Source organism: Paraflavitalea pollutisoli, assembly GCF_029360705.1.
GTDB lineage: Bacteria > Bacteroidota > Bacteroidia > Chitinophagales > Chitinophagaceae > Paraflavitalea > Paraflavitalea pollutisoli.
Map to the genome: position 1 here is coordinate 213,447 of NZ_JARKMX010000002.1, position 26,027 is coordinate 239,473.

The 26,027-nt window shown below is 51.3% G+C and carries 20 protein-coding genes and 1 tRNA gene; 13 read left to right on the forward strand and 8 right to left on the reverse strand.

Going from position 1 to position 26,027, the window contains the following annotated elements:
* Positions 1–33 precede the first annotated feature (33 nt).
* The 7 genes from P2W70_RS05595 to P2W70_RS05625 all read left to right on the forward strand — a co-directional run bounded on the left by P2W70_RS05595 (position 34) and on the right by P2W70_RS05625 (position 6,253).
* A complete protein-coding gene (locus P2W70_RS05595; RefSeq protein ID WP_276480451.1) occupies positions 34–750 on the forward strand; it encodes a Dph6-related ATP pyrophosphatase in 717 nt (238 codons plus the stop codon).
* Positions 747–1,817 (forward strand): nicotinate-nucleotide--dimethylbenzimidazole phosphoribosyltransferase, encoded by a 1,071-nt coding sequence (cobT, locus tag P2W70_RS05600; protein ID WP_276480452.1) that lies wholly within the window; start codon positions 747–749, stop codon positions 1,815–1,817. Before P2W70_RS05595 ends, cobT begins: the two co-directional genes overlap by 4 nt.
* On the forward strand, positions 1,814–2,626 hold the full coding sequence (locus P2W70_RS05605) for an adenosylcobinamide-GDP ribazoletransferase (RefSeq protein ID WP_276480453.1): 813 nt from the start codon (positions 1,814–1,816) through the stop codon (positions 2,624–2,626). Before cobT ends, P2W70_RS05605 begins: the two co-directional genes overlap by 4 nt.
* Before the next feature lie 32 nt (positions 2,627–2,658).
* The gene (gene cobC / locus P2W70_RS05610) at positions 2,659–3,264 is read left to right on the forward strand and encodes an alpha-ribazole phosphatase (RefSeq protein WP_276480454.1); all 606 of its coding nucleotides are present in this window, start codon (positions 2,659–2,661) and stop codon (positions 3,262–3,264) included.
* Positions 3,265–3,361: 97 nt separating this feature from the next.
* Positions 3,362–3,940 (forward strand): MarC family protein, encoded by a 579-nt coding sequence (locus tag P2W70_RS05615; RefSeq protein ID WP_276480455.1) that lies wholly within the window; start codon positions 3,362–3,364, stop codon positions 3,938–3,940.
* 40 nt (positions 3,941–3,980) lie between these two features.
* Positions 3,981–4,055, forward strand: a tRNA-Arg gene (locus tag P2W70_RS05620).
* Positions 4,056–4,318: 263 nt separating this feature from the next.
* On the forward strand, positions 4,319–6,253 hold the full coding sequence (locus tag P2W70_RS05625; RefSeq protein ID WP_276480456.1) for a tetratricopeptide repeat-containing sensor histidine kinase: 1,935 nt from the start codon (positions 4,319–4,321) through the stop codon (positions 6,251–6,253).
* 145 nt (positions 6,254–6,398) lie between these two features.
* Here P2W70_RS05625 and P2W70_RS05630 read toward each other — a convergent pair whose 3' ends face one another.
* The 4 genes from P2W70_RS05630 to P2W70_RS05645 all read right to left on the reverse strand — a co-directional run bounded on the left by P2W70_RS05630 (position 6,399) and on the right by P2W70_RS05645 (position 13,936).
* A complete protein-coding gene (locus tag P2W70_RS05630; RefSeq protein WP_276480457.1) occupies positions 6,399–7,862 on the reverse strand; it encodes a RagB/SusD family nutrient uptake outer membrane protein in 1,464 nt (487 codons plus the stop codon).
* Between the two features lie 19 nt (positions 7,863–7,881).
* Positions 7,882–11,046, reverse strand: a complete 3,165-nt coding sequence (locus tag P2W70_RS05635) for a SusC/RagA family TonB-linked outer membrane protein (RefSeq protein ID WP_276480458.1) — start codon at positions 11,044–11,046, stop codon at positions 7,882–7,884.
* A 474-nt stretch (positions 11,047–11,520) separates the two neighbouring features.
* Positions 11,521–12,051: a hypothetical protein gene (locus P2W70_RS05640; protein ID WP_276480459.1), complete on the reverse strand. Its 531-nt coding sequence runs from the start codon at positions 12,049–12,051 to the stop codon at positions 11,521–11,523.
* A gap of 208 nt (positions 12,052–12,259) precedes the next feature.
* Positions 12,260–13,936 carry a glycoside hydrolase family 32 protein gene (locus tag P2W70_RS05645; protein WP_276480460.1) on the reverse strand — a complete coding sequence of 559 codons (1,677 nt, stop codon included), beginning with the start codon at positions 13,934–13,936 and terminating at the stop codon, positions 12,260–12,262.
* Positions 13,937–14,081: 145 nt separating this feature from the next.
* Between P2W70_RS05645 and P2W70_RS05650 the strand changes: the two genes are divergently transcribed.
* The 5 genes from P2W70_RS05650 (at position 14,082) to P2W70_RS05670 (ending at position 18,885) form a co-directional block, all read left to right on the forward strand.
* Entirely contained in the window at positions 14,082–15,788 is a 1,707-nt protein-coding gene (locus tag P2W70_RS05650) for an amidohydrolase family protein (RefSeq protein WP_276480461.1), read from the forward strand.
* 11 nt (positions 15,789–15,799) lie between these two features.
* Entirely contained in the window at positions 15,800–16,564 is a 765-nt protein-coding gene (locus P2W70_RS05655; RefSeq protein WP_276480462.1) for a CBS domain-containing protein, read from the forward strand.
* A gap of 295 nt (positions 16,565–16,859) precedes the next feature.
* On the forward strand, positions 16,860–17,330 hold the full coding sequence (locus P2W70_RS05660) for a redoxin domain-containing protein (protein ID WP_276480463.1): 471 nt from the start codon (positions 16,860–16,862) through the stop codon (positions 17,328–17,330).
* Positions 17,327–17,878: a DsbA family protein gene (locus P2W70_RS05665; protein ID WP_276480464.1), complete on the forward strand. Its 552-nt coding sequence runs from the start codon at positions 17,327–17,329 to the stop codon at positions 17,876–17,878. The genes P2W70_RS05660 and P2W70_RS05665 overlap by 4 nt, the downstream gene beginning before the upstream one ends.
* Positions 17,878–18,885: a bestrophin family protein gene (locus P2W70_RS05670; protein ID WP_276480465.1), complete on the forward strand. Its 1,008-nt coding sequence runs from the start codon at positions 17,878–17,880 to the stop codon at positions 18,883–18,885. Before P2W70_RS05665 ends, P2W70_RS05670 begins: the two co-directional genes overlap by 1 nt.
* 577 nt (positions 18,886–19,462) lie before the next feature.
* Here the strand turns inward: P2W70_RS05670 and P2W70_RS05675 are convergent.
* Positions 19,463–20,971: a serine hydrolase gene (locus P2W70_RS05675; RefSeq protein ID WP_276480466.1), complete on the reverse strand. Its 1,509-nt coding sequence runs from the start codon at positions 20,969–20,971 to the stop codon at positions 19,463–19,465.
* A 164-nt stretch (positions 20,972–21,135) separates the two neighbouring features.
* Between P2W70_RS05675 and P2W70_RS05680 the strand changes: the two genes are divergently transcribed.
* Positions 21,136–22,149, forward strand: a complete 1,014-nt coding sequence (locus tag P2W70_RS05680) for a LacI family DNA-binding transcriptional regulator (RefSeq protein ID WP_276480467.1) — start codon at positions 21,136–21,138, stop codon at positions 22,147–22,149.
* Here P2W70_RS05680 and P2W70_RS05685 read toward each other — a convergent pair.
* Genes P2W70_RS05685 through P2W70_RS05695 form a run of 3 tightly spaced genes read right to left on the reverse strand, consistent with a single transcriptional unit; the run spans position 22,133 to position 25,882 of the window.
* Positions 22,133–23,347, reverse strand: coding sequence for a Gfo/Idh/MocA family protein (locus P2W70_RS05685; protein WP_276480468.1), 1,215 nt, complete (start codon positions 23,345–23,347; stop codon positions 22,133–22,135). The genes P2W70_RS05680 and P2W70_RS05685 overlap by 17 nt on opposite strands.
* Positions 23,344–24,540 (reverse strand): N-acetylglucosamine-6-phosphate deacetylase, encoded by a 1,197-nt coding sequence (gene nagA / locus P2W70_RS05690; RefSeq protein ID WP_276480469.1) that lies wholly within the window; start codon positions 24,538–24,540, stop codon positions 23,344–23,346. Before nagA ends, P2W70_RS05685 begins: the two co-directional genes overlap by 4 nt.
* A complete protein-coding gene (locus P2W70_RS05695; protein WP_276480470.1) occupies positions 24,527–25,882 on the reverse strand; it encodes a sugar MFS transporter in 1,356 nt (451 codons plus the stop codon). The genes nagA and P2W70_RS05695 overlap by 14 nt, the downstream gene beginning before the upstream one ends.
* Positions 25,883–26,027 lie beyond the last annotated feature (145 nt).

Below are 26,027 nucleotides of genomic sequence, written 5' to 3' on the forward strand. Positions count from 1 at the left end.
CGGTCGGCCTATGGCTGTCCAACAACAAACAACATGCTCAAATCATACATGAACTGGAGCGGAGGCAAAGACTCTTCGCTGTGCTTACACCGGATATTGCAGGATGATCGCCATGCTGTGGGTAGCCTGCTCACCAGTGTCAATGCTGTGCACAACCGAGTTTCGATGCATGGTGTGCGCCGGGAGCTGCTGGAAGCGCAGGCGAGGTCGATCGGCCTACCCTTGCACACCATCGAGCTGCCCGAACAGCCTGGCATGGCGGAATACGAACAGGCCATGCAGGAGCAGGTATTGTCGTTGAAAGCAGATGGCTATACCCACGCCGCGTTTGGTGATATCTTTCTCGAAGACCTCCGCATATACCGCGAACAAAAACTGGCCGATATTGGCCTGGAAACGGTATTTCCGCTGTGGCAGATCCCAACGGATGTACTGATGCAGGAGTTTCTGTCGCTGGGTTTCAAGGCCATCATCGTGTGTGTGAATGAAAAGTACCTCGATAAAAGTTTCTGTGGCCGGGTGATCGATGCGTCCTTTGTACAGGATCTACCAGACCATGTTGACGTATGTGGCGAGAACGGCGAGTACCATTCGTTTGTATTCGACGGACCTATATTCCGTCAACCAATACCTTTTACCAAAGGAGAGTCTGTTTACAGGCGGTACGACGCCCCTCAAACCAGTCAAACCAACAATGCCATGGATCAACCGTCTTCCTATGGCTTTTACTTTTGTGATCTATTACCATGACAACAAATATTGCTACCACATCGCTGCAGGCAGCTCTGCAGCACAAGATCGACAACAAGACCAAACCACTGGGTGCCTTGGGCATGTTGGAAACGCTGGCGCTTCAGTTGGGGCTAATACAACAAACCACCTCGCCGGTCATCCGTGCGCCGCATATCGTAGTGTTTGCCGGTGACCATGGCATTGCCGCCACGGGACTGGTAAATCCTTATCCGCAAGCGGTAACAGCCCAGATGGTGCTCAACTTTTTGCGGGGTGGTGCTGCCATCAATGTATTCTGCCGTCAACACCAGATCGCCCTGCAGGTGGTAGATGCCGGTGTGAATGCAGACCTGTCGGCGGCAGCCGCTGCACTGAAAGAACCAGCGGTGTTTATCAACGCCAGCATGGGGCCAGGCACCAACAATTACCTGGAAGGCCCTGCCATGCCGGAAGCTGCTGTGCTGTCGGCCATCGACAAGGGTCGCGCCATTGTACGCACCATTGCCGACCGGGGCAGCAATTGCATTGGCTTTGGTGAGATGGGCATTGGCAACACCTCTTCGGCTTCGCTGATCATGAGTGCTGTAACCGGCATTCCTGTGGCAGCCTGTGTTGGCCGGGGCACTGGCGTCAACAATGAGCAACTCGATACCAAGATCAAAACACTGGAACAGGTACACGCACTGCATCAGTTGACCCAACTGCACAACCAGCCCATTGCGTTGCTCTCGAAAGTGGGCGGTTTTGAGATTGCGATGATGACAGGCGCTTATCTCGAAGCGGCTGCCCGGCAGCTGGTGATCGTGGTGGATGGCTTCATTACGACAGCCGCCCTGCTGTTGACCAGGCAGCTCGATCCGACAGTGATGAATTATTGCTTCTTTGCCCATACCAGTGGCGAGTTGGGTCATGAAAAAATGCTGGCTTTTCTGAAAGCCGATACGCTGTTGCACCTGGGCATGCGGCTGGGTGAAGGTACCGGTGCGGCATTGGCGATCCCCTTGATCCAATCGGCGGCAGCTTTTCTCGAAGAGATGGCTTCTTTTGAATCGGCCGGGGTTTCGAATAAGGAGGGGGGCATATGAAAAAAGAAATACGCATCTTCTTTACGGCTATGATGTTCCTGACGCGCCTGCCAGTGCCGAAGATGACCGATCATTCGCAGGAGTACCTGGAGAAATCGGCCCGTTACTTTCCCCTCATCGGCTGGATGGTGGCAATCATCAGCGGCGTGACTTTTCTGGTATTCAACAAATACGTGGGTGAAGACATAGCTATTCTTGCCTCTATCATTGCCGGCATTCTGACCACCGGCGCCTTTCATGAAGATGGCTTTGCCGATGTATGCGATGCCTTTGGGGGCGGCTGGACAAAAGAAAAGATTTTGCTGATCATGAAAGACAGCCGGCTGGGCACTTATGGTGTGATCGGACTGATCAGTATCCTGGGGGCCAAATTCCTCCTGCTAAAAGAGCTGCCCAAGTTTACCCCTGATATCGCCAATCCATCGATCAATATCTTTTACAACTACCGGCATTTCCTGTTGCTGTTAATAGCGGCGCATGCCATCAGTCGGTTGATGGGTGTATTCACTATATCCCTGTTTGACTATGTAACCGACCCGGATGGCAGCAAATCGAAGCCCGTTACTGCCCGGCGACCTTCGGTGGTGACGATCCTGGTGGCGGTGTTGTGTGCGGGCCTGCCCGTTGTTTTCCTCAGCTGGCATTTTGCGCTCGCGATCGTACCTGTGATTATAGTGGCTTATCAACTGGCCCGATATTTTAAGAAATGGATCGGTGGGTATACGGGCGATTGCCTGGGCGCCATTCAGCAGGTGAGTGAATTGACCTTTTACCTGTCGGCCCTGATCATCTGGCGTTTTGTACTTTGAGTGTAGGCTATTGAATTCCTTATTATTGTACCATGAGTATTTACGTGATCCGTCATACGACACCGTTGATCGAGAAAGGCACCTGCTATGGGCAGGCTGATATTGGTGTGACGGACGCTTTTGCGGAAGAGGCGGCCATTATCCGGCAGCATATTCCCCCACACCTGCAGGCGGTGTACAGCAGCCCCCTGCAACGCTGCAGCCGGCTGGCGGCCGAGCTGTTTCCCAGTTACGATGTCATCCATGAAGACAACCTGAAGGAGATCAATTGCGGTGAGTGGGAGCTGCAACGCTGGGACGATATACCCCGCGAAGTCGTCGATCCGTGGATGAATGATTTTGTGAATGTGTGTATTCCGGGTGGCGAAAGTTATGTGGACGTTTTTGAGCGGGTGCGCCGTTGCTTTGAAGCCGTGGCAGCCCGTGGGGTGCCCTCGGCGATTGTTACACATGGCGGAGTGATCCGAAGCATTCTGGCGCATATCACGCAAACACCGCTGAAAGATTCATTCGGGGCCTTCTCGCTGCACTATGGCTGCGTGGTAAAGATCGACCGGGCCGGAGCGGGTTTCCGCTACGAGATGCTGTCGAATATTTTTACCGGCAAAGAACAGCACAAACCGAGTGCGCGGCAGTAGTGTGGCAACACGCCTTATCTGCCCGCCGGGGCCAGGCTTCCCATTTGCCGGGTGACCCGTACCTTTGCACCATCAATTGCTGTATAAATCGAAGGCTATGGAATTAAGATTGGACGATGTGATCACCGTGACTTTCACGTTGTTTGCCATCATCGATATCCTGGGATCTATTCCCCTGCTGATCAGTCTGAAGAAAAAGATGGGCGGCATCGATGAAGCCAAGGCGACTGGTATCTCAGGCGGTTTAATGTTGCTCTTCTTGCTGACGGGTGAGCAGTTTTTAAAGGTATTGGGACTTGATGTAGGTTCCTTTGCGGTGGGCGGCTCGATCGTGATCTTTATCCTTGGCCTGGAGATGGTGCTGGGCGTGGAGTTTATCAAGAGCGATGCGGATCATAAATCGGGCACGGTAGTGCCGATTGCCTTTCCCCTCATTGCGGGTTCGGGTACGCTCACAACGATCATCTCGCTATCGGCCAACTACAGCAAGTGGACTGTTTTTATAGGTATTTTGCTGAATCTCATAATTGTTTTCCTGGTTTTGAAATCCCTGAACTATATTGCGAAGCTTTTGGGACCAGCAGGATTGTTAGCGGTGAGAAAGTTTTTTGGCGTAATTTTGCTGGCCATTGCCGTAAAGATCTTCGCGAGCAATGTAGGAGGACTGCTGAAATAAGGATCGACAGCGTTCTCTGAGACCCCTTTCGATCTTTTTTGGCTTCGTAGTACAATGGATAGTATAAGAGTTTCCGAAGCTCCAGATCCAGGTTCGATTCCTGGCGAAGCCACCAGCCTGACAAACCCGCTACAAAGTAGCGGGTTTTCTTATTTAAGGAATTTCCGGTTCCTTACCTGGCTGTTCATCCGAACACCAGCCCTGCTTTCCCCTGATTTCATATCCAGTATTTATTAAGACTTGCATAGTTGCCGTAAAACATAGATTTTTGAGGGGTGCTCAGTTGCCTTCCGGCCAGTCTGAACCAGCCGAAACAGTAGCTGAACTGATATCGGATCTGTAAACGGGCTGGCGGCCGGATATACCAGACTATGTAGTATGAAGTATACGCTTATCATATCATGGCTTATGTTGCTGGCGACGAACTCCGGCGCGCAGGAACATTACGACCAGCAAAAAGCATCTCGGTTGCTGGGCTTGCCCGATGATACAGCCAAGGTAAACCAACTGAACAATTACGCACGCAACATCCAATCAGCTTCCCCGCAAAACGCGATATCCATACTGAACCTGACGGCCGACCTCTCCCGCAAACTGAGGTATGACTATGGTCTGGCTTCGTCGCAGTTCCTTCGGTCGAGCATGTACTTCTACGAAATGAAACTGGACAGCAGCCGCCTGCTGATGGAGCAGGCTTCCGGTTTGCTGGCCGGCAAAACCGACTCTGCGTCCAGGGATCTGTATGCCTCCCTGCTAATGCGGAAGGCCGGGCTGTTTCAGCAGCATCAAAACACCGATTCGGCCATTTACTATTATTTGCAGGCAGCTACCACCTATGCCGATAAGAGCATCATTGCCTACTACAATATATCCGGCATCTATCGCTATTTGAATGATACCAGCCGGGCGCTTGCCTATGCCCGGCAAACCCATTCCATTGCCGCTGCCACCAACAATCCCGTATACGTGCTGCGTAGCCTGATCGTATTGGGCGACGCCTTTGTGCTGGCCGGGCAAAGAGATAGTGTGTGGTCGATCGCCCAAACGGGCATGCCCATGGCCTCCACCCTCAACATGCCCTTCGCCACGGGTATGTTTCATGCTCAGCTGGGCCAGTATTATTCGGATGATATTACCCGCTACGATTCTGCCGTGAGCCATTACCGTGCCGCGCTCGACATCTTTACCGGCTACAGTTTGTCCTTTGAACAGGCATTGGTATTACAACATCTTGGCAATCTCTACCTGAAAAAAGGGGACTATGAAGGAGCGATCGGCCACCTGAAAAAAGCGACCGAACTGGCCAGGCGCCTGGACCTGAACCAGGTATTGTTTTACACCTTGAAAGACCTCTCCCTTGCGCTCGAGAAAACCGGCAGTCTGGCAGAAAGCAGTCAATACCTGCGCGAACTGCTCGCCGTGAATGATACCTTACAAGAACGCAACAACCGGAAAACGGTGATGGAACTGGAAGCCCGGTACCAGGTACAAAAGAAGGAAGCCTACCTCGCCATACAGGAAAAGGATATCCAGCAAAAAAAGTTCACGATCTGGTTTCTCCTCTGGGGGCTCGCCACGCTGGTCGTTATTTCACTATTGCTATACCGCAACTATCACCATAAGCAAAAACTACAGCAGGCGAAAATTGAAGAACTCGAAGCCGACAAGCAACTGGCCGCCACCGAAACCGTGCTCAAAGGCGAAGCGCAGGAACGCACCCGCCTGGCCAAGGACCTGCACGATGGCCTGGGCGGTATGCTCAGTAGCATCAAGCACTCCTTAAGTACGTTGAAAACCAACCTGACGATGACACCAGACCATGCACAGGCTATGGAGCGCAGTATAGACATGCTCGACAGCTCCATCCTGGAGATGCGTCGCGTAGCGCACAACATGATGCCTGAGATCCTCGTCAAATATGGGCTCGATGCAGCACTGAAGGACTTTTGCCATGACATCAACCAAAGCGGCGCCTTGCAGGTAAACTACCAGTATATCGGCACGCACTATAAGGAGCCGGATCAAACCACGGCCATCAATGTGTACCGTATCGTACAGGAACTACTGAACAACATCATCAAACATGCGGGCGCCCAAAACGCCCTGGTGCAGGTATCAGACAATGAAGACATAGTGTCTTTGACCGTAGAGGATGATGGCAAAGGGTTCGATACAAAAACCCTCTCGTACCAGGGAGGCATGGGCTGGAGCAATATCCAAAGCCGTGTCGACTACCTGAAAGGGAAGCTGGATATAATGTCTGAGCCCGGCAAGGGCACTTCGGTGTGGATAGAGTTTAATACAGGTGCGTAACCCCACAACAGGCTGGCATATCGTCGAACGGTTGTCACACCCCTCGCTACTCAATATTACTTGCCCTTGCGGCAGACAACCTATAAAATGCGAAGACCGGCGCAGGAGCGCCGGTCTTCGCATTTTATCGCCAATAGTATATCTATTAATAATCGGGGTTCTGCTGTGCCTGAATGCCGGGGTTGGCATTGATCTCTGCCTGCGAGATCGGCAACAGTGTTTTATAGAATGTTCTGTCGATTGTTTTAGGGCGTGTGGCTACTGAGATGCCGATGACCTCATCGTTGAAGGTGATCGACTTGTTTAGCCGGATCATATCAAAGAACCTTTGTCCTTCACCATACAGCTCTTTGCTTCTTTCATCGAGGATCATATCCACCGAAACGGTCAGCGCAGTGGCCGGTGCCAGCGCAGGAGCACGCTTGCGGATGGCATTGAGGTAGGTCGCTGCTTTCAACGCATCGGTCGGCAAGGCAGCTTCCGCAGCAATCAGGTAGATCTCCGACAACCTGATCAACTTCAGATTGACTGCTGTAGCCGTTGCTTTACCATCACCCGCCAGTGCCGTGTTTCCACTAAACTTATACAAAGACCCTTTTCTGGGCTTGGTCGTCGTAGAGAGCTCGTCATCATTCATCACGCCCCATCGTACGTCCGTAGCATCTTGTTTCAGCCTGTCGAGGAAATAATCGCTGGCGATGAACCAACCCAAAATGGTGCTGCCACCATCTCCCTTCTTCCTGTGGTAGGCTCCGATAGAACCCGCGCCCAGGTCACCTTCGAGGGGGTAAACACCAATCTCAAAGATGGACTCTGATCCAAATTGCGCTTTCCAGGAATCGAGCCAGGCCGCATTGCTGTACAATGTATACACATTACTCGTAATGATCTCTTCCGCTGCTTTCAAGGCATTGGGGTAGTCTTTCATATACAGATAGACCCTGGCTTGCAATGCGAGGTTACCGTAGTAATTGATAAAGCCATTGGCTTTCGTTTTCCCCAGTAATGGAGCTGCAGCTGTGAGATCGGAAAGAACTTGTGTATAGTTTTCATTCACCTTATTTCTGAGCGGCTGTGCCGACGGCTTCAAGGGCGTTGTGACGTTGGGAACACCGAAGGCGTTCTTGTCCAGGTCATAGGTCTTTCCATACAACCGTACGAGGTCAAAATACATCATCGCACGCAGTGTCAGTGCTTGCCCTTTAAAACTGTTGTAGCCGGTAGCACCCGTGGCTTCCAACCGGGCGATATTTTCCAGCAGGTTATTCACCTGCAGCAGGGAAAAATAAATCTGTGACCAGTATCCGGAGTAGCTGCCGCTGGTAGCCGAGTGGTTGAAAGTATACAAGGCATCGTTGCCCCTTCCCTGTGAAGGGATGGTCATATCACCCCCCTTTGCATCACCGTAGAGCAGGAAATTCCTTCCGTAGTAATCGGCGCTGCCCATGCTGCGCACAATACCATTGATCATGATCTGGGCATCGGCAGGCGTTTTAATGGATTCATCGGCGTTTACCTGGTTGGTAGGTACTACATCGAGTGTTTTATTACAGGCAAACAAGCCCATTGCCAACACGCTGAACATATATATTCTCAGTATATTTTTCATCTTTTAAAGCATTTAATAATTAGAAATTAAGCTCGATCCCGAAGGTGTAGGTTTTCCCGAAGGGCGTTTCCCAGCCACGGGTTCCATACTGATTTACTTCCGGATCGGCATTTTTATACTTTGAGAACGTCAGCAAATTAGTTCCGTTGAAGAATACCCTTGCCGTGGAAATGCCCACTTTACCAATCACATTCCTGGGCAGGTCGTACGACAGGTTGATATTTTTCAACCGCAGGAAGCTGGCACTGGACATTTGCCGGGTGCTGTATTGCATGGGATCGGTCAGATCGGTACCTCTGAGGAGGGGCATCGTACCGCCTGTGTTTTCGGGTGTCCACATATCACCATACAAAGATTTCACACGGATCCGCTCCCAGTAGTAACCATCATCTGCCACATCCTTGAAGGCACCGTCGTACAACTTGCCACCAATTTTGTAGATGAAGTTGAAGCCCAGTGTAATTCCTTTGTAGGAGACATCTGTATTCAACCCCCCATACACATCGGGCATGGCATCGCCGATAATTTTATAGTTGGCCTTGTTGAACGTGTACGTAGCGCCTCTGTCATTGTATAAGAAGTCGCCTGCCTTTGCATCCGTTGGATTGTTCACATACCACACGTTGTTGCCATTCTTTGGATCGACCCCTGCCCACTCATAGCCATAGTAGCTCAGGGTAGAGGAACCTTCCCGGTAAATGAACTGTGCCCTGGAATCACCCCCTGTCGGATCGTACCAGATGATATCGCGACCACCATACAATTTGGTCACTTTGGAGGTAATGAAGGAAGCATTCACCGAAGCGCTCCACCTAAACGTTTTGTTGTCGATGATATCTCCACCGAGCTCCAATTCGATACCCTTGTTGTTGATCTCTCCTACGTTGGCCAGGTTGCTGGAAAAGCCGGTAGTCGTAGAGGTTGGAACATCCTGTAAGAGATCTCTGGAATCGCGGTTGAAATATTCAATGGTACCTGTTAAACGTTGCTTGAACAAACCAAACTCCAATGCGATGTTGGTGGTATAGTTTGTTTCCCAGGTAAGATCCGGGTTGGCATTGGTAGACAGGAAACCACCTGCATTGCCATTGTAGCGCAGTGTGTAGCTGGTCAATGATCTCCATCCAAAATTCTGTGTAGGCAAGGTACCATTGATACCGTAAGAACCCCGCAGCCTTAAATTGCTGAGGAATGTAATGTTCTTCATGAATTCTTCGTTGCTGATCTTCCAGGAGCCAGCCACTGACCAGAAATTACCCCAGCGGGTTTCAGGCGCCAGTTTGGAGGAGCCATCCCGGCGGTATGATCCGGACAGGAAGTATTTCTGGTTGTAGTTGTACTCCACCCGCGATAAGAGCGACACGATGGAATTACCATACTCAAAGCCACTCGCCGTAAAAGCACCTGCCGGAGACAAGGTGGTCAATACGCTGGAGGGGAGGTTGGTTCCTATGGAGTTTTGGAAGTTCGTTCTATTTTTCTCTACCTCGAAACCGCCCAATACACTCACATTATGTAGTCCGAAGTTCTTCGCATAATTGGCGGTATTGGAGGATACCAGTTTTGTAATCGTGGTACCCGTTTCCGAGATAGTTCCATTCGTTGCCACGCCGTTGTAATGCGTGGGGCTGTAATACAAATGATCCTTGATCTCGGAGTTATCGAAGGAGAATACCGACTTGATGTTCAACTCCGGCAGGATATTTAGCTGCACCGTTTCGTTGATAGAAAAACGCTTGGTAATAGAACTGTTGTCCCATTGATCATTGTAGTAGAGGTTGTTCTGCGCCAGGCTTCCGTACCGTGCGGTAAAGGGCAGCCCTGTTTTGTAGTCGGTGGGCCAATAGAAGGGCCAAAGCAGGTTTCTTACCTGGAAGAAGTAGTTGGCACCAGTATTTCGGGTATCATTGAAGCCTACCTGCTTGTTGCGGGCAATACCGATATTGGTGGTAAACTCCAGGTACTTACCGACCTTCTGCGACAGATTGACCCGACCAGAAATACGGTCAAACTTATTTATCCGGACCCTATTCTGGTCTTTGGTATAGTTCAGCGAGGTATAATAGGTGGTATTCTGGTCACCGCCGCTTACCGACAGATCGTTTGTCTGGTAGATACCGGTTCCAAAATAGGCATCGTCCCAATCGAAGTAAGTACCCTCACGGTTTACCAGGCCGTCGGTCATACCGGCAATGTTCACATTGTCGGACAGCGCCGTACCAGCGGTAGAGAATTTATAACCGTGTCTGTTGAATTTGGAGTTGAGCTGACCGAGCGCATAGGTATTGGCCTGTGCGGCAGTTTGTCCGGCAGACGTTTTGTTATCGTATAAGATCCTATACAACATATTGATCTGCTCCTGCGCTCCGCCTACTTCATAGTTGTCGGTAGCCCATGAAGGGGTGATACCTACTGATGAGGCCAGGTGTACGACAGGTTTTCCTTTTTTACCGCGCTTGGTGGTGATCAGCACAACACCGTTGGCTGCCCTGGATCCATACAGGGAGGAGGCCGCCGCATCTTTCAGGATGGTGATGGTTTCAATATCGGCAGGATTCAGCGTATTCATGATGTTGTTGGAACCGATGTAAGAGCCGCTCAGGTTGCCCTGATCACCAGAGATCATGGGAACCCCATCGATCACATATAAGGGCTCGTTGCTGGCATTGATGGACCCAATGCCCCGGATACGTATGCTGGGTGTGGCGCCGGCCTGACCGCTTGGAGCCGTTACCTGCACACCGGGCACTCTACCCACCAGGGCACCCTGGAAGGAGGTATTCGGTGGATCTTTGATCTCGCTTCCCTTGATCACGTTAGCAGAGCCTGTATAGGTACCTTTTTTGGCAGTACCATAAGCGACTACCATTACTTCGTCTAGCGAGCTCCAGTCTGTTTCCAGGGCAACATTGATCTCGGTACGGCCACCAACAGTCACTTCTTTTGGAATATAACCGGTCACCATAAATACCAGGGTGGTAGCTTGAGCAGGAAGGGTGATTTCATAACTGCCATCCGTACGGGTAATGACGGCTGTTGACGTTCCTTTGACCTGTACTGTGGCTGATGGAACCGGGCTCTTGGTGGTGTTATCAGTAACGACACCTCTGATACTGGTTTGGGCAAAAGTTGTAAGACTCCCCGTTACGAGTACAAACAATAGGACCAGCATTTGTTTGTTCATAGCTAGCGTTTTGGTTAATTAATGTTTTTACGAAAGGTTCCTATGCGATCAGATGCATGCTACACAGGACCCGGACCAGCCTCTGCACAACACCTGAGCTTGCGTATTTGTGTCGAAAACTGCTGCTTTACAGTAATATGAGAATAAATCACAACTTGTCCGAAAATCCTGAGTCAGGTAAACTTAACTAAAAAATGCACACCTAACCATTTATTCTACCCGCAAAAACCTGCAAAACGCTCACATGTAATTCTGTTTTACTGCAATAAACACAGAGAAAGTTGCAGCGGAGGAAATGGCTTGACGGGTGATGCACCCGGTAGTCCGTGCGTTGGGGCATTATTCCCGACAGTTGAGGAGGTACTATTGGCTGTTCGGCGGTTTGAAACGCATGTGGCTGGAACCGGCACCCATATAAAAAAAGCCCGGGGCTTGCTTGCCCCGGGCTTCCTCAATGACATTATAGATCGTTGTTTACTTTGCTTTTTCTCCTTCTTTGCCTGCCACTTTCTCCAGTGCAGACTCTACGGCATTGCCCCGGCTTCTGCCAAATACGGTTTTAAGGTATACATCCCGGCCGTTGTGGCCCATCCGCTCGCTTATTTCGGAGTTTTTTCGCAGCCTATCCACTTTAGCCCTGGCGAGCTTCATGGTGAGCCCTTCTTCGTACAACTCTCCTTTCTTTTCCATCTCGTATACTTTGGATTCGGACTTGCCGAATTTGAAGTTCATGAGCTCGTACTTAGGTACATAAAACTCCATGGAATCGTTGTCGATGGCCTTTAGTTTGAACGGCTGGTCGCCGTCACCGATCAGGCCCCTGAACACGAAGTAATCGCCCGGCTCGGGGTTTTCGATGATGGCATTTTCCTGGTGTGTGTTGATGTAGAAATTGCAGGTAGCAACGGTGAGAATCGGAACCAGGATCACGACCCAGGAAAGGATCTTCTTTTTGCGTTGGGCTTTTTCCTGTCGTTCCTGTTGTTCGTACTCTTCGATGTTCATAAGATTGGATTGTAGAGTTGGGTTATATTAGTTTTAAAGGCGGGATGATCGCGCATACCCTGCCGCCGTCAAGAGTACAAAAACTTACTGATATGTACTAGCGTGCGCAGCAAATCCTATCAACAAAAAAGGCTCCGGATCATTTCCTGATCCGGAGCCCCTATTGCCAGCGGTGTATTGAACATTTATTGCCAGGTAGTTACCGTCGCTATTGCCAAGCTGTTTGCAGGCTGTACACGTCCAACTGCGTAAACCTGGCTTTACCACCTTTGGCAGTAACCGATAGTTCCTTTGTGGTCAGGTTCTTGTTGACCGGCATAAATACCAGCCCATTGTTGCCGAAGATCTCCATGCCTGTGCGGTCAACATAGATGGTCAACTGCAGCTGTCCTTTTTGCAGGGGCAGGGTGGCCTTCAATCCGTCTACACGCAGTTGCTGCGCCACGACGTCATACACCAGGTCCAGCCCATTGACCTGGATGGTGACCTGCCTGGCCTTACCTGGTTCGAGGGTAGCTTGTATCTCTAACCCGTCTTCTTTGATGTCCTTTAGTGGATTGACCGTCTTCTCTGTCAGTGTCCGGACTCCGGTGATCAGGGTCTTTGACCGCAGGGACTGCAGTTCTTTCACCGGGGTGCGCGTCATGCGGATACCATCCGGTGTTGTTACCAGTTTGAGTTCCATGGGAATGCTCATACTCTGGTTGAAGTTCATGTTCTCTTTGGCGGTATTCGTTCTCCACCAACCAATCTCTATCCGCCGGCCGGTAGGATCATTGCTGATGGTTTGTGCTGCATAGTAGTCTCGCCCGAACTGGCCCAGCAAGCGCTCTTCCTCCGGGGTAAAGGTGTTGCCATCGAAGCGGCCGATGGCATACATTGTATTCGCAGCCGACAGTACCCATTTCTTATTGGCGGGATTACCATCTACGGGTAATTCAAAAAAGTCGGGGCATTCGAACAGGTAGCGATCGTTGCCCGTACCGCCTTTTACGATGCTGGTCGGTGTCCAGTCTTTCAGGTTATCGGAACGCAGGAATTGCTGCGTATGCAAGCCACCTTCCCGCTCTACCCAGAACAACATGACCCAATGCTTGCCTGGCTCGTACCAGAACACTTTCGGGTCACGGTTATCCTTGTTGATGCGCGGTACCGCTGCACGGTCGAGTTTATTGAAATGTACACCATCGTTGGTCCAGGCCAATCCCTGGCACCAGCAGGTTGCTCCTGTAAAAAACATCACCAGGGCGGGATCGCCGGGTTTGCCAAAGCCACTGGTATTCTGACTATCTACGATAGCCGAGCCACTGAACATGGGTCCGTAGCCATCCGGATGGATCGCATCGCCTATTTCTTTCCAGTGGATCATATCCTTGCTGACGGCATGCCCCCAGGTCATATTGCCCCATTCGCGGCCGTAGGGATTGTGTTGATAGAACAGGTGGTATTGCCCCTTGTAGTAGCTCAATCCGTTGGGATCATTCATCCATCCCCGTTTGGGCGAAAAGTGAAACTGTCCCCGAAATTGCTCGGCATAAGGTGTTCCTTCCAGGACATCTTCATCGCTTTGCAGAATGGGTCGGAAGGCCTTTGCTTCTTTCGGTAGTTTGTCTACCCGTATTTCCAGTGACTTGCCTTTCCACGCACTGATATCGAGGTAGGCGTACCAATCTGGGGTGCCTTCTGCCAATTCCATATCGAAGAAGCGTACACGCACACCGTCTTTCCAGATCTCCAGGTTTCTTTTGGGTGCGCCATTCTTTACGGGCAGTTGGAGAAACTTCTTTTCGGCGGTAAAATACTGATCGAAGGAGGGTTGAGCGGCCAGGGTACCGCCTGCCAGGAGCAAGGTAATCACGTAAGCGAATCGTCGTAACTGTGTCATACTGTTGTTTGTTGCCCTACTGTGTGAAGTGGCGATAAAGCGTGGGGCAGTCGGTACAAAATAGGTGTTTTAACGGTAGACGACAACAGGACGGCTTTCTAGTTTTGGCTGTGCTGGCTGGTATCGTCTGGCCGAACGACTTACTATGTATCAACTACGGCTACTTCCTACTGTCGTCTTATCGCTGCTGCTATCGCTGGTAGTGTTGCATTATTTTGTTCCGTGGAACGGCTTTATCTATGCAGGGCTGGGCACCGCCTTATTGTTGTTGTGCCTGCTTATGCTTGCCAAGGAGATGACGATCACCACCCACCCTTCTTTTCGCACCTGGGCACATCTGATACTATTCCTCATCGCGTCGATCTCCTTGATTTACTGGATCTTCCAATTGCTGGCACCTGCCCGGGGAACCACTAACCGGCAGCTATCTTTTGGAATGGATGGCTATTTTGAAAAGATCCGCAGCAACGAGGCCGCGCTCACCGCTTTCTTTTCCCAAATGCCAAAAGGGGGTGATCTGCATAGTCATTTTACCGGTGCCATTTACACGGAAACGTTGATCGAGGAGGCGATCAGGCAGCATCTCTGGATTAATATAGTCACCTTTAAATTGCATAGCGATAGCAACAGTTTTAAGATAAGGGTGAAACCGGAAAAGGAACAAAAAGACCAAAAAAAGAACAAGGCGAATAGCTTCATACCTGACCCAAACGTACTTCGACTGGACACGCTTGTCAACAAAAAGGAATATAGCTGGCTGCGCCAACGCCTGATGCTGGAGTGGAGTGTGAAAGATTATTATGATGCCTTCAGTCCTTCGGACAAGCACTTCTTTGATGCGTTTGGTAAGTTCCCGAGCATGCCTGAGGCGAAAGGGCTTTGGGAACTGAAAGAACGGGCAAAGAAAGAACACGTGCAATATATCGAACTGATGACGTGGAGTATACCTGGCAAACAATATGCTACCCGCGAGTATTTACCAGAGGATAGCCTGTTAATGCTCGCGATGCGCCTACAAGATATGGCCCGCCTTGACACGCTTTTCACAAAGCTTTATGTGGCTTTGTGTGATAGTACGGCAGACTCAGCAAGAAAGTACTGCCGGCAACTCCGGCGGTTTCATGCAGGCATCGATGACTCCGATTTCACGATGCGCTACCAGGCCAATATACGCCGGGAGAAACGCCCGGTGGAAGTATTCAGGGACCTGATCGCAGTATTTGAAGCCGCCAGCCAGGATTCGCTGGTAGTAGGCGTCAACATCGTTAACCGGGAAGACGGACCACTCTCCATGCGCGACTATGCCCTGCACATGAAGATGTTTCAATACATGCATACCATCTACCCTGCGGTGCGCTATAGCATGCACGCCGGAGAGCTTACAATGGGCACGGTAAAGCCGGAAGACCTGAGCTGGCATATCAGTGACGCGGTGTATACCGCGGGCGCCCGTCGCATTGGCCACGGGGTAGATATCGCTTATGAGCGAGACAACCTGGCGTTGCTGAAGCATATGCGTGATAAAAAGATCGCTGTGGAGATCAACCTGGTCAGCAATGAATTTATTCTGAAGGTAAAGGGCCAGCGTCACCCGGTAACGCTTTACGCAGACCACGGCGTACCGATCGTCATCAGTACAGACGACGCGGGCATCTTAAGGACCAATCACACGGAACAGTTTGTGCTGCTGGCGCTGCGTTATCCTTCGTTCCGGTACAGTGATATCAGACAATTCATCGTAAACAGCATTGAATACAGCTTTATCAAAGAGCCTGCTTTGAAAGCCAGTCTGCTGAAAAAGCTGGAGCAGGACCTGGACGATTTCGAAGACCGCATACTAGCAGCTCAATAAAAATAATACCCATGAGCACCAACCGACTTTATTTGTTTTATGGCTGTATACTCTCGCTGACCCTACTGGTGGCTTTATTTGCTATGCGTCTGTACCAGCCGACATTGCTGGATATCGACGTAAAATGGTTGGTGGTGGCTGCGCTGCCGATCCTGATCGCGTTGGTGGTGGGGCGGTTTATCCATGGATTCAAGGGGTTTGGGGTGGAGCTCTCGGTGGCTGCGGAGGCAGCAAAACCAATTATCAGCAGCCAGTCAATCAAGAAAAATGTAGAGTCTATAGAACCAACAGGCGTAATGGAAAAACTGGGCATCGAAGCTTTAGAAAACATTCCGGAAGTAAGCAAACAGAAAGTAACTGTACTAACCTTCGTGCTGGGCAAATTTGACTACTACAAATTGCAAGTGGTGAAAGAATATCTACGAAAGCTCCCTAACGTCAAATATTTCGCGGTTGTAGACCAAAATCATGAGTTCATCGCACTAGTTCCACTCCCAGAAAATGGAGAAAAGAGTAGGAAAGATCAATTCATTTCTTCATTCCTCAGGATGATCGAAGAAAACAGCTTAACAAACTTCAATTTTTCCTATTCAAAAGAATACGTTCCGGAAACAGAAACCGTAATAGATACGCTGAGGCTGCTCCACAGATCTGTACATCCATTTATTGCAGTTGTAAATAAGGAGATGACATTTGTAGGGTATGCTACAGAAACCAGTCTTCAAAAGGCACTAGCAGACGCCGTTCTGAAAGATTACGACAACAAACAGGGCTAACCGTTAACGATCAAACATGCTGGAAGGGCCGGCATCATGCCCCTCTGTTGTAACGCTACCAGGTAGAGTTCATCGCTGAAGCATGCCACAGGAACCGGACCAGACTGCCGCTGTCCTATGATATGCATACCTTACGGCAGGCCCACCAACCCGCCTACACGATATTTAGTGCATCCACTCAGAAATTCACGAAATACAGTGAGCCTAACCTTGCCAGAAGTCATCTAAACAACTCATTCCTAGCATCTTACTGTTTGGCGTATAGCTTGCCTTTCCTTAGGCTAAATACGCTTACATGTTAACTACAGGCATTGCCGCTCCCGATTTTGAACTTTACCAGACACCCGACAGCCGACTGCGTTTAAGCAACCTGCGTGGTAAGAATGTCATTCTAGCTTTTTATCCCGCCGACTGGAGCCCGGTATGCGGTGACCAGATGAGTTTGTACAATGAGATGGAAACTTTCTTCACGCGGCAACAGGCGCAACTGATCGGCATCTCCGTCGACAGCCGCTGGAGCCACGCCGCCTACAGCGAACAGCACGGATTCTATTTCCCCTTACTGGCCGACTTCGAACCGAAAGGCGCCGTGAGCAAACTGTACGATGCCTTCGACGAAAGCACCGGTGAGTGCCGGCGCGCGCTCTACGTGATCGATGGCGACGGCATCATCCGCTGGAGCTATCTCTCCCCCATCGGCATCAACCCCGGCGCCGACGGTATCCTGACCGCTTTAGAAACCATCCATACAAACAACCAACCATGAGTAGTAGCTTCCTTACCCCATCGATAGGCCCGCAAGATCATGTATACGGCAACGAAAACGCCGTCATCGAACTGGTTGAGTATGGCGATTATCAATGTCCCTACTGTGGGCGCGCGTACCCGATCATTAAAAACATTCAGGAGCAATTGGGGTCTGCCCTTCGTTTCGGGTTCCGGAATTTCCCTTTATCGAAGGTGCACCCCAACGCCTTTGACGCCGCTGTTGCCGCGGAAGCGGCTGCGCTTCAGGGTAAATTCTGGGAGATGCACGATATCATTTTCGAAAACCAGCACTCGCTCGAGTTGGGCAATATCGTTCAGCTTGCCCGATCCATCGGATTGAACACGGATCGGTTTAAAGAAGACCTGCAATTGCCGGCCGTTATCGGAAAAGTGAAAAGCGATTTTGAAAGTGGCGTACGGAGTGGCGTGAACAGAACGCCCTCCTTCTTCATCAACGGCAACCTGTACACCGGCGACTGGCAGGGCGTCGTATTGCTGGAATACCTGAAAAATCAATTACCCCACCGCTTAAATGGTCAGCTGTAATGCATACCGGCAAATCATACGGGCTTGCTGAATTCCTCCATTGGACCCGCCGAAGTATTGGTTGGCTGTTGCTGATCGGCACCATCCCGACCGTTCTCTACGAGGTGTTTGGGCTGCACTGGCTGACGGTACCCTGGCCCGTCGTGGCCATGCTGGGCACGGCCACCGCTTTTATCGTCGGCTTTAAAAATGCGCAATCGTATAGCCGTACCTGGGAAGCCCGACAGATATGGGGTGGCGCCGTCGGCGCCTGCCGCGCATGGGCTATGATGAGCCGGGATTTGCTGCACGATCCAGCCTTGAGCAGGGAATTGATCTATCGCCAACTGGCCTGGCTTACGGCCCTGCGCTACCAATTGCGCTCGCACCGCGGCTGGGAAAGCTCGAACAAATCGTACAACAAAGAATACCAGCAACGCTTTACGGTTCCTGAAAATGAGACACCCCTGGAGCAGGAACTGGCGAAATACCTTTCACCTGCCGACCTTGCGCGGATATGGTCGGGTAACAACCGGGCTACCCAATTGCTGAGCCTGCAAGGTGAAAGGCTGAAGGAGTTCAATGAACAAGGTTATCTCGAACATTTCCGGTTTCTCGACATGCATGCGGCGCTGCGGGAATTCACCGGTCACCAGGGTAAAAGCGAGCGCATCAAGAACTTTCCTTATCCCCGTCAATATGCGACCATCAACCGGCTCTTCGTGCAACTCTTTGCCTTGCTGTTGCCCTTTGCCTTGCTGGAAGAATTCGCGGCGCTGGATCAACATGTAACGGGCCTGCTGAAAGGTCATATGGTTTGGCTGGCGATCCCTTTCAGTGCGCTGATCTCCTGGGTCTATACATCCCTGGAACAGGTAGGTGCGAGTACCGAGAACCCTTTTGAGGGCAGCGCGAACAGCATTCCTATTTCTCAAATGAGCCGTGCGGCAGAGATCGATATGCTGGAGATGCTGGGTGAAACCGACCTGCCACCGGCCCTGCAACCACGCAACAATATCGTGTTGTAACCCGGGCATGTGAGTGTCCACCCCGGGCAATACTACCGGCAGCACCTATCGTGTCGTGACGATCCTATGCTACGAACAAGGCTTCTACCGGTTGTGATGAATCACTATTGATGGAACTTACACGAGCCGCCCTATCGCTTTTGGTGCAAGAGATTGATTTAGAAAAGTTGTGCTATTTTCATTACACTTCCATGGGAGCGCCATGGGAGCGCCATGGGAGCGGTACGGAAGCGAGTAGGGAGCGGCACCCTTCCGGCCATGCTCAACTACTTGTTTTTGTCCTTTCCCGTTGTAACCCGGCATATCTACCCCGTCCGTTTTTAGTGAAAATGGACTCGTTTTAAACATTGAGCTATCTATACGGGTTCGATACGGGAACGGTACGGGATGGGTACGGGAACGCCTGGGGTACGGCACCTGCACAACCAGGTTGAAACGGTGCAAATGTACGGTCACCACCAGGCCTTTTCCAACTACTGCATAAAATGTCATGACATTTGTCGCCCTGTTGCAAAGGGTTGCGGTTAAGCGCTTACCCGGTACGGGAAAGGGCAAGACAGGCAACAGGCACCACGCTTTATTTGCCGGGCTGGCGCACAAATACGATGCGTTCCGGCACGTCATAAAACAAACCGCTTAAGGCGATGACACGCCCTTGTGCATCTTCGGTAGCTGTCAGTGTGCCGCCGGGCACGTCGGCTTTGAAGGTATTGTTGCCGGCGGGTTTGCAGGTAAACGTTGCTTCATTGTGGGTGGCCACCAGTTTTCCATCCACCAGGGCAAGCTTGATAAATCCATAGCCAGGGTGGTAGTAAGTGCCGGCATAAGATTGCAGGGGCCATGTCATGGCAGGTGCCGGTGCGGGGCTGGCGGATGCAGCTTGCGCATTTTGTGTGGTGACCGGATGTTGCCGCCGCCACAACAAACCATTCCAATCTTTGTAGGGTAATTCCAGCAGCCGGTCGGCAAGGCTATAACTGATCAGTTCCGGCACGGTTGCATTGAATTTATTGGCGAGCACTACTATACCGATGCTATCTGTGGGGTAAAAGGCCGTATTGCTGGAAAACAAGGGCAGGTCTCCACTGTGCTCTACCTGGAAATGACCTCTATAGGCATGTATATTCCATCCATAACCGAGATCACCGAAGAGATGATCGGGGTAGGCCGGAAAGTTGGGATTGGGCCGTGACGGTGTACTCATCTGCGGCATCGATGCTTCGCGTACAAACCTGGCCGGTAGTACCTGCAAACCCTTGTAGACACCGTTGTTAATCCATGCCATCAACCAATGACTCATGTCCCATACCGATGCATTGAGGCTTCCAGCTGCATTGGCTCCCTCCTTTGGTGGCCCCCAGGTAGCGAATGTATCGGCGCGTAGCGTGTAGCCCTTGCTGTATTCCTTGCTGTCGTATAGTTTATTGAAAGCGGCACTGCTTTCCTCCATCTGCAGGGGTATGAATATCTTTTCCTGTATCAGGCTTTCCCAGGATTTTCCGGTGACTTTACTGGTTAGTTCGCCGAGTGCCATATACAGCAGGTTGTTGTATTGTACTTCGTCGCGAAAGGTTTTGGAAGGCGGCAGGTAGCGGATCCGACGGATCACTGTATCCATCGGCAAGGGATCTTTGGCATGGGTGGCCCAATCGTGTCGGGGGAGGCCGGTGCGGTGCAGCAACATGTCTTTTGCCGTGACATCGCTGGTAAGCTGCGGTGTATAAAATGCCAGCTCCGGAAAATAGTCCCGCACCGGCTTGCCGATATCGAGTAGCTGCTGATCGGCAGCCATGCCCACCAACATGGCGGTGAATGCTTTTGAACAGGATGCTATGTGAAAAACGGTGTGTGGCGTAACGGGCAACTTGTTTTCCAGATCGCGGTAACCAAATCCCTGCGTATATAAGAGCTGGTCTTTATATACGACGGCGATGGCAATACCCGGAACTTTCCAATCGCTCATCACACGCTGCACGAGCGTATCAATCCCTTTTAACCTGTTTTTAAGCTGTGTGGATCTGTCGGCCTGGGCCCACAGAGACATGGGTAGGCAAGCAAGCAGGAGCAAGAGTTTTGTTTTATTCATGGCTTGAAGATTTGGCTGTGCGAGTCAGTTCACTGGTGATGTCACTTTAGCGGGTTCCCCAAGGTCCCGGAAACAAAGCACACCCGTTTCGACTGTCCTAAATATAACAATTCCTATCTTTAGTTTTTCTGCCCCTGAGGGTGGGTTTGTCAAATCAGCGCTTCATGCCACACTTTGTGACGATCAAGGACATTGCACGTGAACTCAACATATCCGTATCTACCGTTTCCCGGGCGATGCGTGACACCTATGATGTAAGTAAAGAGACCAGGGATAAAGTGCTGGCCATGGCGGCCAAACTGCATTACAAGCCTAATTTCAACGCGACGGGTCTTGCCAAGGGCAGCACCCATAATATCGGCATCCTGCTGCCCCGCGTTACCAACTATTATTTCTCTACTGCCATTACCGGTATTCAGCAGGTAGCCCTGGAGAAAGGTTATCATATCATCCTCTACCTGACGGATGATTCGCCCGAACGGGAACTGGATATTCTGCACAACCTGTCGCTGACCAGTGTGGATGGTTTATTGGTCTCTACTTCGTCTGCGGCTGAAACGTCTGCTCATTTCCAGGAAGTGATCAAAGAGGGGGTGCCCGTCGTTTTCTTTGACCGGGTGGCGACCAATATTTATACTTCTAAAGTGATGCAGGATGATTTCAATGGCGCTTTTGCGACTGTTGAACACCTGATCGAGCAAGGCTACCGGAAGATCGCCCATGTATCCGGGCCAGTGGGACTGGCCATGAGCGCCCAACGACTGCGGGGCTATTTCGCAGCGCTGGAAAAACACCAGTTGCCCATCCGGGAAGAATGGGTACTTTTTTCCGGCTTTTCGCAGGAGGAAGGTGAGCAGGATGCTGAACGCCTGCTGGCTTTACCTGAAAGACCAGATGCTATCTTTGCCGCCAATGACCGCAAAGCCATCGGCTGTATGCTTACCCTCAAAAAGCATGGTATTGCCATCGGTCCTGAGATCGGTGTAGCTGGCTTTACGGGTGACCCGGTTTCTAAACTCATCACGCCAACGCTGACTACGATGGCAGAGCCCGCCTTCGAGATCGGGCGAAAAAGCTGTGAGCTGCTGCTCAAGCATATTGGCAAGAAAAATTTTATCCCCGAAGAGATTACTCTTCCCGGCACTTTATTTATCGGAGATTCTACAAAGAGGGGTTAATACCATACTCAGGTTTCCATATTTGCGTAGTACCTGTTTCGATGGCCTTATTGGCCATGTGTACACCAATGGCGGCTATTTTACCGGTGGTCACGTTGGAGGCTGGCTGTTTGCCCTCCCGGATACAAACCGCGAAATCAATCAGGGCCGAGGTGGTAGGTTCATCGATGCCTTTGTTGTCGAACTTCAAGGGCACGGCATCACCCTGCGACCAGTTGGACACGGTAGCACCGGTAACGCCATCGACCACGCCTGTTGCTTTCTTCGCCCCTTCGGCATACAGGAATGCTTCTTCCCGTTGTATCTCGAGGGTGGCTTTAGTGCCGAGCACACGAATGGAATAACCACGGAACGCGTTGGACAATATGGAAGAGAAAGTAGCTTTTACGCCACCGGGGTATTGAAAGATCGTACGGATATTGTCCCAGGTCTCCCGTCCATCCTTCCAGTAGTCGATACCGCCCATACCTATTACTTTGAGGGGATGTTTATCGAGCATATAGTTGACCATGTCGAGTTGGTGCGCGCAGAGCTCGGCCATCAGTCCACCGGAATATTGTTTATACATACGCCAGTTCACGGCCCGCTCCATCGACGGTTCGGGTACGGGGAAACGCCAGTTGGAGTTGCGGTGATACTGACATTCAAACTGTGTGACTTCCCCCAGCCATCCCGCGTCGATCACTTCCTTTGCCCGGTGGTAGAGCGCGTAGTACCGGTACTGGTGGCCGACCTGCAATACTTTCTTTTGCTTTCTGACAGCTTTCTCCAGTTCAATAGCCTGTGGTATGGAGTAGGTCATCGACTTTTCGAGGTATACATGCTTGCCGGCATTGAGTGCATCGATGGCCATGGGATAATGCAGGTACAGCGGAGTGGCGATGATCACTGCTTCTATCTCCTTATTCGCGAGCAGGGCTTTGTGGTCTTTGTAGGATTGGGCGCCAGGTGCAGCCAGAGCCATTGTTTTGGTAAGGCTGGGCTCATAGGTATCGCAGCAGGCAACGAGTTGCAAGCCGGGCACGTTCTTCAGCAGGCGGGCAATACCGCCACCACGGGTGCCGCAGCCGATCAATCCTATTTTAACGGGTGTTGCTGCACCGGCTTGCATCCAGGCCGGCATGCCCGCTGCTAAGGCTGTACCGGTCAGGGCCAGCGCACCGGTTCCGAGAAAGGCTCTTCTTGTATATGGTTTCATACTGCTGCGGTTTGTGTGGTGTAGACGGTGTGTCCCTTTACGATCGTTGTATCGATGTTGATGTTGTCGTCGAAGATAATGATATCTGCGTCGCGGTCTTTTGTGAGCGCACCCTTTGTATCGGCTATCCCCATTACGCGGGCAGGATTTTCTGTCATCATTTTTACGGCATCCTCCAATGAGACACCGGCCAGGCGGAGCATGGTACGTATCAGGCGGTCGGCGGTGGCGATGCTGCCGGCAAAGGAGGTTCTATCGGGCAACATGGCCACCTCTTCATCTACGAGCACTTCCAATCCGCCCTCCAGCGGCCCCAGTATGCTTTTGCCGGGCGGCATCCCCGCCGCCCGCATGGCATCAGTGATGAGGACGGTATGTGCGATCCCTTTCACCTTGATGATAAGTTGCAGCAGGGCGGCGGGCAGGTGTACACCATCTGCTATGATCTCTGCATCGATATCATCCAGGAGGTATACCGATTCGATCACGCCGGCATAACGGCGCATGTCTTTGCGCGTAACGCCCGACATGGCCGAATAAAAATGTGTAGCCAGGGTATAACCTACTGCGCGTGCCTTTACCACATCGTCGTACAAGGCATCTGTATGGGCGATGGCGGGCAAGATGCCGCGCTCTTTGATATATCGTCCAAACTCGATGGCTCCCGGCAGTTCAGGCGCAGCGCTCCAGCGTACAATATGCGGTGAATAATCGAGTATAGCGCGGTATTCGGCGGGATCAGGATTCCGGATGTATCTCGGATCCTGGGCACCACGCTGGTTGAGCGCGAAGTAAGGACCTTCGAGGTGCATACCGATGAGATCAGCTCCCAGGTACTGCATCCCCTTTACCATGTCGTACGCGTCGAGCGTCTTGTAGAGTCCGCTTGCTTCGGCCGTGAGGGTGGTGGGCGTCATGCTCGTGGTACCATGGCGTGCATGGGTAGCAGCTATCTGTATAAAGGCTTCGGGGGTGGCATCCATGAAATCCGCATTGCCGCCACCGTGCACGTGTATATCGATAAAGCCGGGCGTAATATACTTACCGGCTGCGTCGACTGATGTATAATCCGCTGCGTCTGTATGCCGGTCGCTCACCTCCACGATCTTCCCGTTTTCGACATACACGATACCATCTCGAAGCCGGCCGCGGGGCGTCAGCACTGTGCCGTTGAATATTTTAAGCTTTTGCATAGGGGGCATTCCCGTTTGTCTGTTTAAAGTTCCACTTTTTCAACCGGTATCCACGGAATGCATAAAAAATAAGGTAGGCATAGCAGGGAGCCAGTACCCAATAGGCGTCACGTACGTGAAATTTATCGGCAAAATAACCGTAGAGCAGGGGCAGGATGGCATTGCCACAGAGGCCCATGACCATGATGGAGCCACCTAGTTTGGTAAAGCGCCCCAACTCCCGCAGGGCCTGCGACCAGATACCTGGCCATACGAGTGAATTGGCCAGGCCCAGCAATACAACAAACCAGATAGAGATATCCGTTTCGTGACCAAGGATATTCACCTTGCCGTGGGTCAGCACAATGAAACAGGTAAGTACCAGTCCGAGGATCACACAAAAACGGAAGGCGGTGAGCTGGCTTACGAACCGGGGCACGATCCAGATGCCGATGAAATACCCGGTGATGGTGGCGAATAAAGTATAGGAAGGAAATGTTTTGGCTTCGAGCAAGGTGAGCCCCATGGAACCGGCATAACCAATGATGGTATCGATGGCGATGACCTGTGTACCTACGTGCACAAAGATGGCAATGGCGCCCAGTATGAGGTAGGGGAACTGGAAGATGCTGGTCTTACCCTGGTTCTGCTCGGCCACCGAGGCCGATTCTTTTTCCGTATCGATCTCGGGCAGGGGTGAATAACGCACCATCACGCCGAGGAGGAATAACACACTGCCAACAATGGAATAGGGTACCACTACCCTTCTGATCAGCTGGTCGAGGGTCTGGGCCCGTTCGGCCTCTGCCATCAACGGAATACTTTTAAACAGCTCCGCATCGGTCGAGCGCAGGATAATGGCTGCAAAGATGATCGGCGCAATGATGCCCGCGCCTTTGTTGCAGATGCCCATGATGCTGAATCGTTGTGTCGCCTTCTCTATTGGACCCAGGATGGTGATGTAGGGATTGGCAGCCGTTTGCAGTACTGCCAACCCGGCGCCCAGTGAGAACAAGCCTACCAGGAAGATCCAGTAGGTACGGAAAAAAGCGGCGGGCACAAAAATGAAGGCGCCGACGGCCATGATCCAGAAGCCAATCATAATGCCTTTCTTGAACCCGATCTTTTTGAGCAGAAAAGAAGACGGAACGGAAATGAGCAAATACGATATGTAAAAGGCAAAGGCGACGAGGTAGGATTGAAAGTTGGTCAGCTCGCAGGCGATCTTGAAATAGGGGATGAGGATAGCGTTGATCCAGGAAACGAAACCAAAAATAAAGAAGAGCACACCGATGATGAGCATGGAGATCATGGTGTCGCGCCGGGAGAGCAAAGCAATATCGCCAGTAGCCTGTTGTTGCATGTTGATGAGTACGTTTTTGGGGATCGAAACCTGTTATTGTGCCGATTTCTAAATTATGGATTATCGGGCTGTTGCCAGCCCTGCGGACCCGATAAATAAGCGAGAACGTTATCGGTCATTTATTCGCTGTTGCCCGTCCTTCCGA

Coding starts and splice junctions, on each gene's coding strand:
- P2W70_RS05675 (WP_276480466.1), bottom strand. CDS start 20,971: ATGAATAAAACAAAACTCTTGCTCCTGCTTGCTTGCCTACCCATGTCT.
- P2W70_RS05655 (WP_276480462.1), top strand. CDS start 15,800: ATGAGCACCAACCGACTTTATTTGTTTTATGGCTGTATACTCTCGCTG.
- P2W70_RS05595 (WP_276480451.1), top strand. CDS start 34: ATGCTCAAATCATACATGAACTGGAGCGGAGGCAAAGACTCTTCGCTG.
- cobT (WP_276480452.1), top strand. CDS start 747: ATGACAACAAATATTGCTACCACATCGCTGCAGGCAGCTCTGCAGCAC.
- P2W70_RS05680 (WP_276480467.1), top strand. CDS start 21,136: ATGCCACACTTTGTGACGATCAAGGACATTGCACGTGAACTCAACATA.
- P2W70_RS05665 (WP_276480464.1), top strand. CDS start 17,327: ATGAGTAGTAGCTTCCTTACCCCATCGATAGGCCCGCAAGATCATGTA.
- nagA (WP_276480469.1), bottom strand. CDS start 24,540: ATGCAAAAGCTTAAAATATTCAACGGCACAGTGCTGACGCCCCGCGGC.
- P2W70_RS05685 (WP_276480468.1), bottom strand. CDS start 23,347: ATGAAACCATATACAAGAAGAGCCTTTCTCGGAACCGGTGCGCTGGCC.
- P2W70_RS05650 (WP_276480461.1), top strand. CDS start 14,082: ATGTATCAACTACGGCTACTTCCTACTGTCGTCTTATCGCTGCTGCTA.
- P2W70_RS05695 (WP_276480470.1), bottom strand. CDS start 25,882: ATGCAACAACAGGCTACTGGCGATATTGCTTTGCTCTCCCGGCGCGAC.
- P2W70_RS05645 (WP_276480460.1), bottom strand. CDS start 13,936: ATGACACAGTTACGACGATTCGCTTACGTGATTACCTTGCTCCTGGCA.
- P2W70_RS05670 (WP_276480465.1), top strand. CDS start 17,878: ATGCATACCGGCAAATCATACGGGCTTGCTGAATTCCTCCATTGGACC.
- P2W70_RS05605 (WP_276480453.1), top strand. CDS start 1,814: ATGAAAAAAGAAATACGCATCTTCTTTACGGCTATGATGTTCCTGACG.
- P2W70_RS05635 (WP_276480458.1), bottom strand. CDS start 11,046: ATGAACAAACAAATGCTGGTCCTATTGTTTGTACTCGTAACGGGGAGT.
- P2W70_RS05615 (WP_276480455.1), top strand. CDS start 3,362: ATGGAATTAAGATTGGACGATGTGATCACCGTGACTTTCACGTTGTTT.
- P2W70_RS05625 (WP_276480456.1), top strand. CDS start 4,319: ATGAAGTATACGCTTATCATATCATGGCTTATGTTGCTGGCGACGAAC.
- P2W70_RS05630 (WP_276480457.1), bottom strand. CDS start 7,862: ATGAAAAATATACTGAGAATATATATGTTCAGCGTGTTGGCAATGGGC.
- P2W70_RS05640 (WP_276480459.1), bottom strand. CDS start 12,051: ATGAACATCGAAGAGTACGAACAACAGGAACGACAGGAAAAAGCCCAA.
- cobC (WP_276480454.1), top strand. CDS start 2,659: ATGAGTATTTACGTGATCCGTCATACGACACCGTTGATCGAGAAAGGC.
- P2W70_RS05660 (WP_276480463.1), top strand. CDS start 16,860: ATGTTAACTACAGGCATTGCCGCTCCCGATTTTGAACTTTACCAGACA.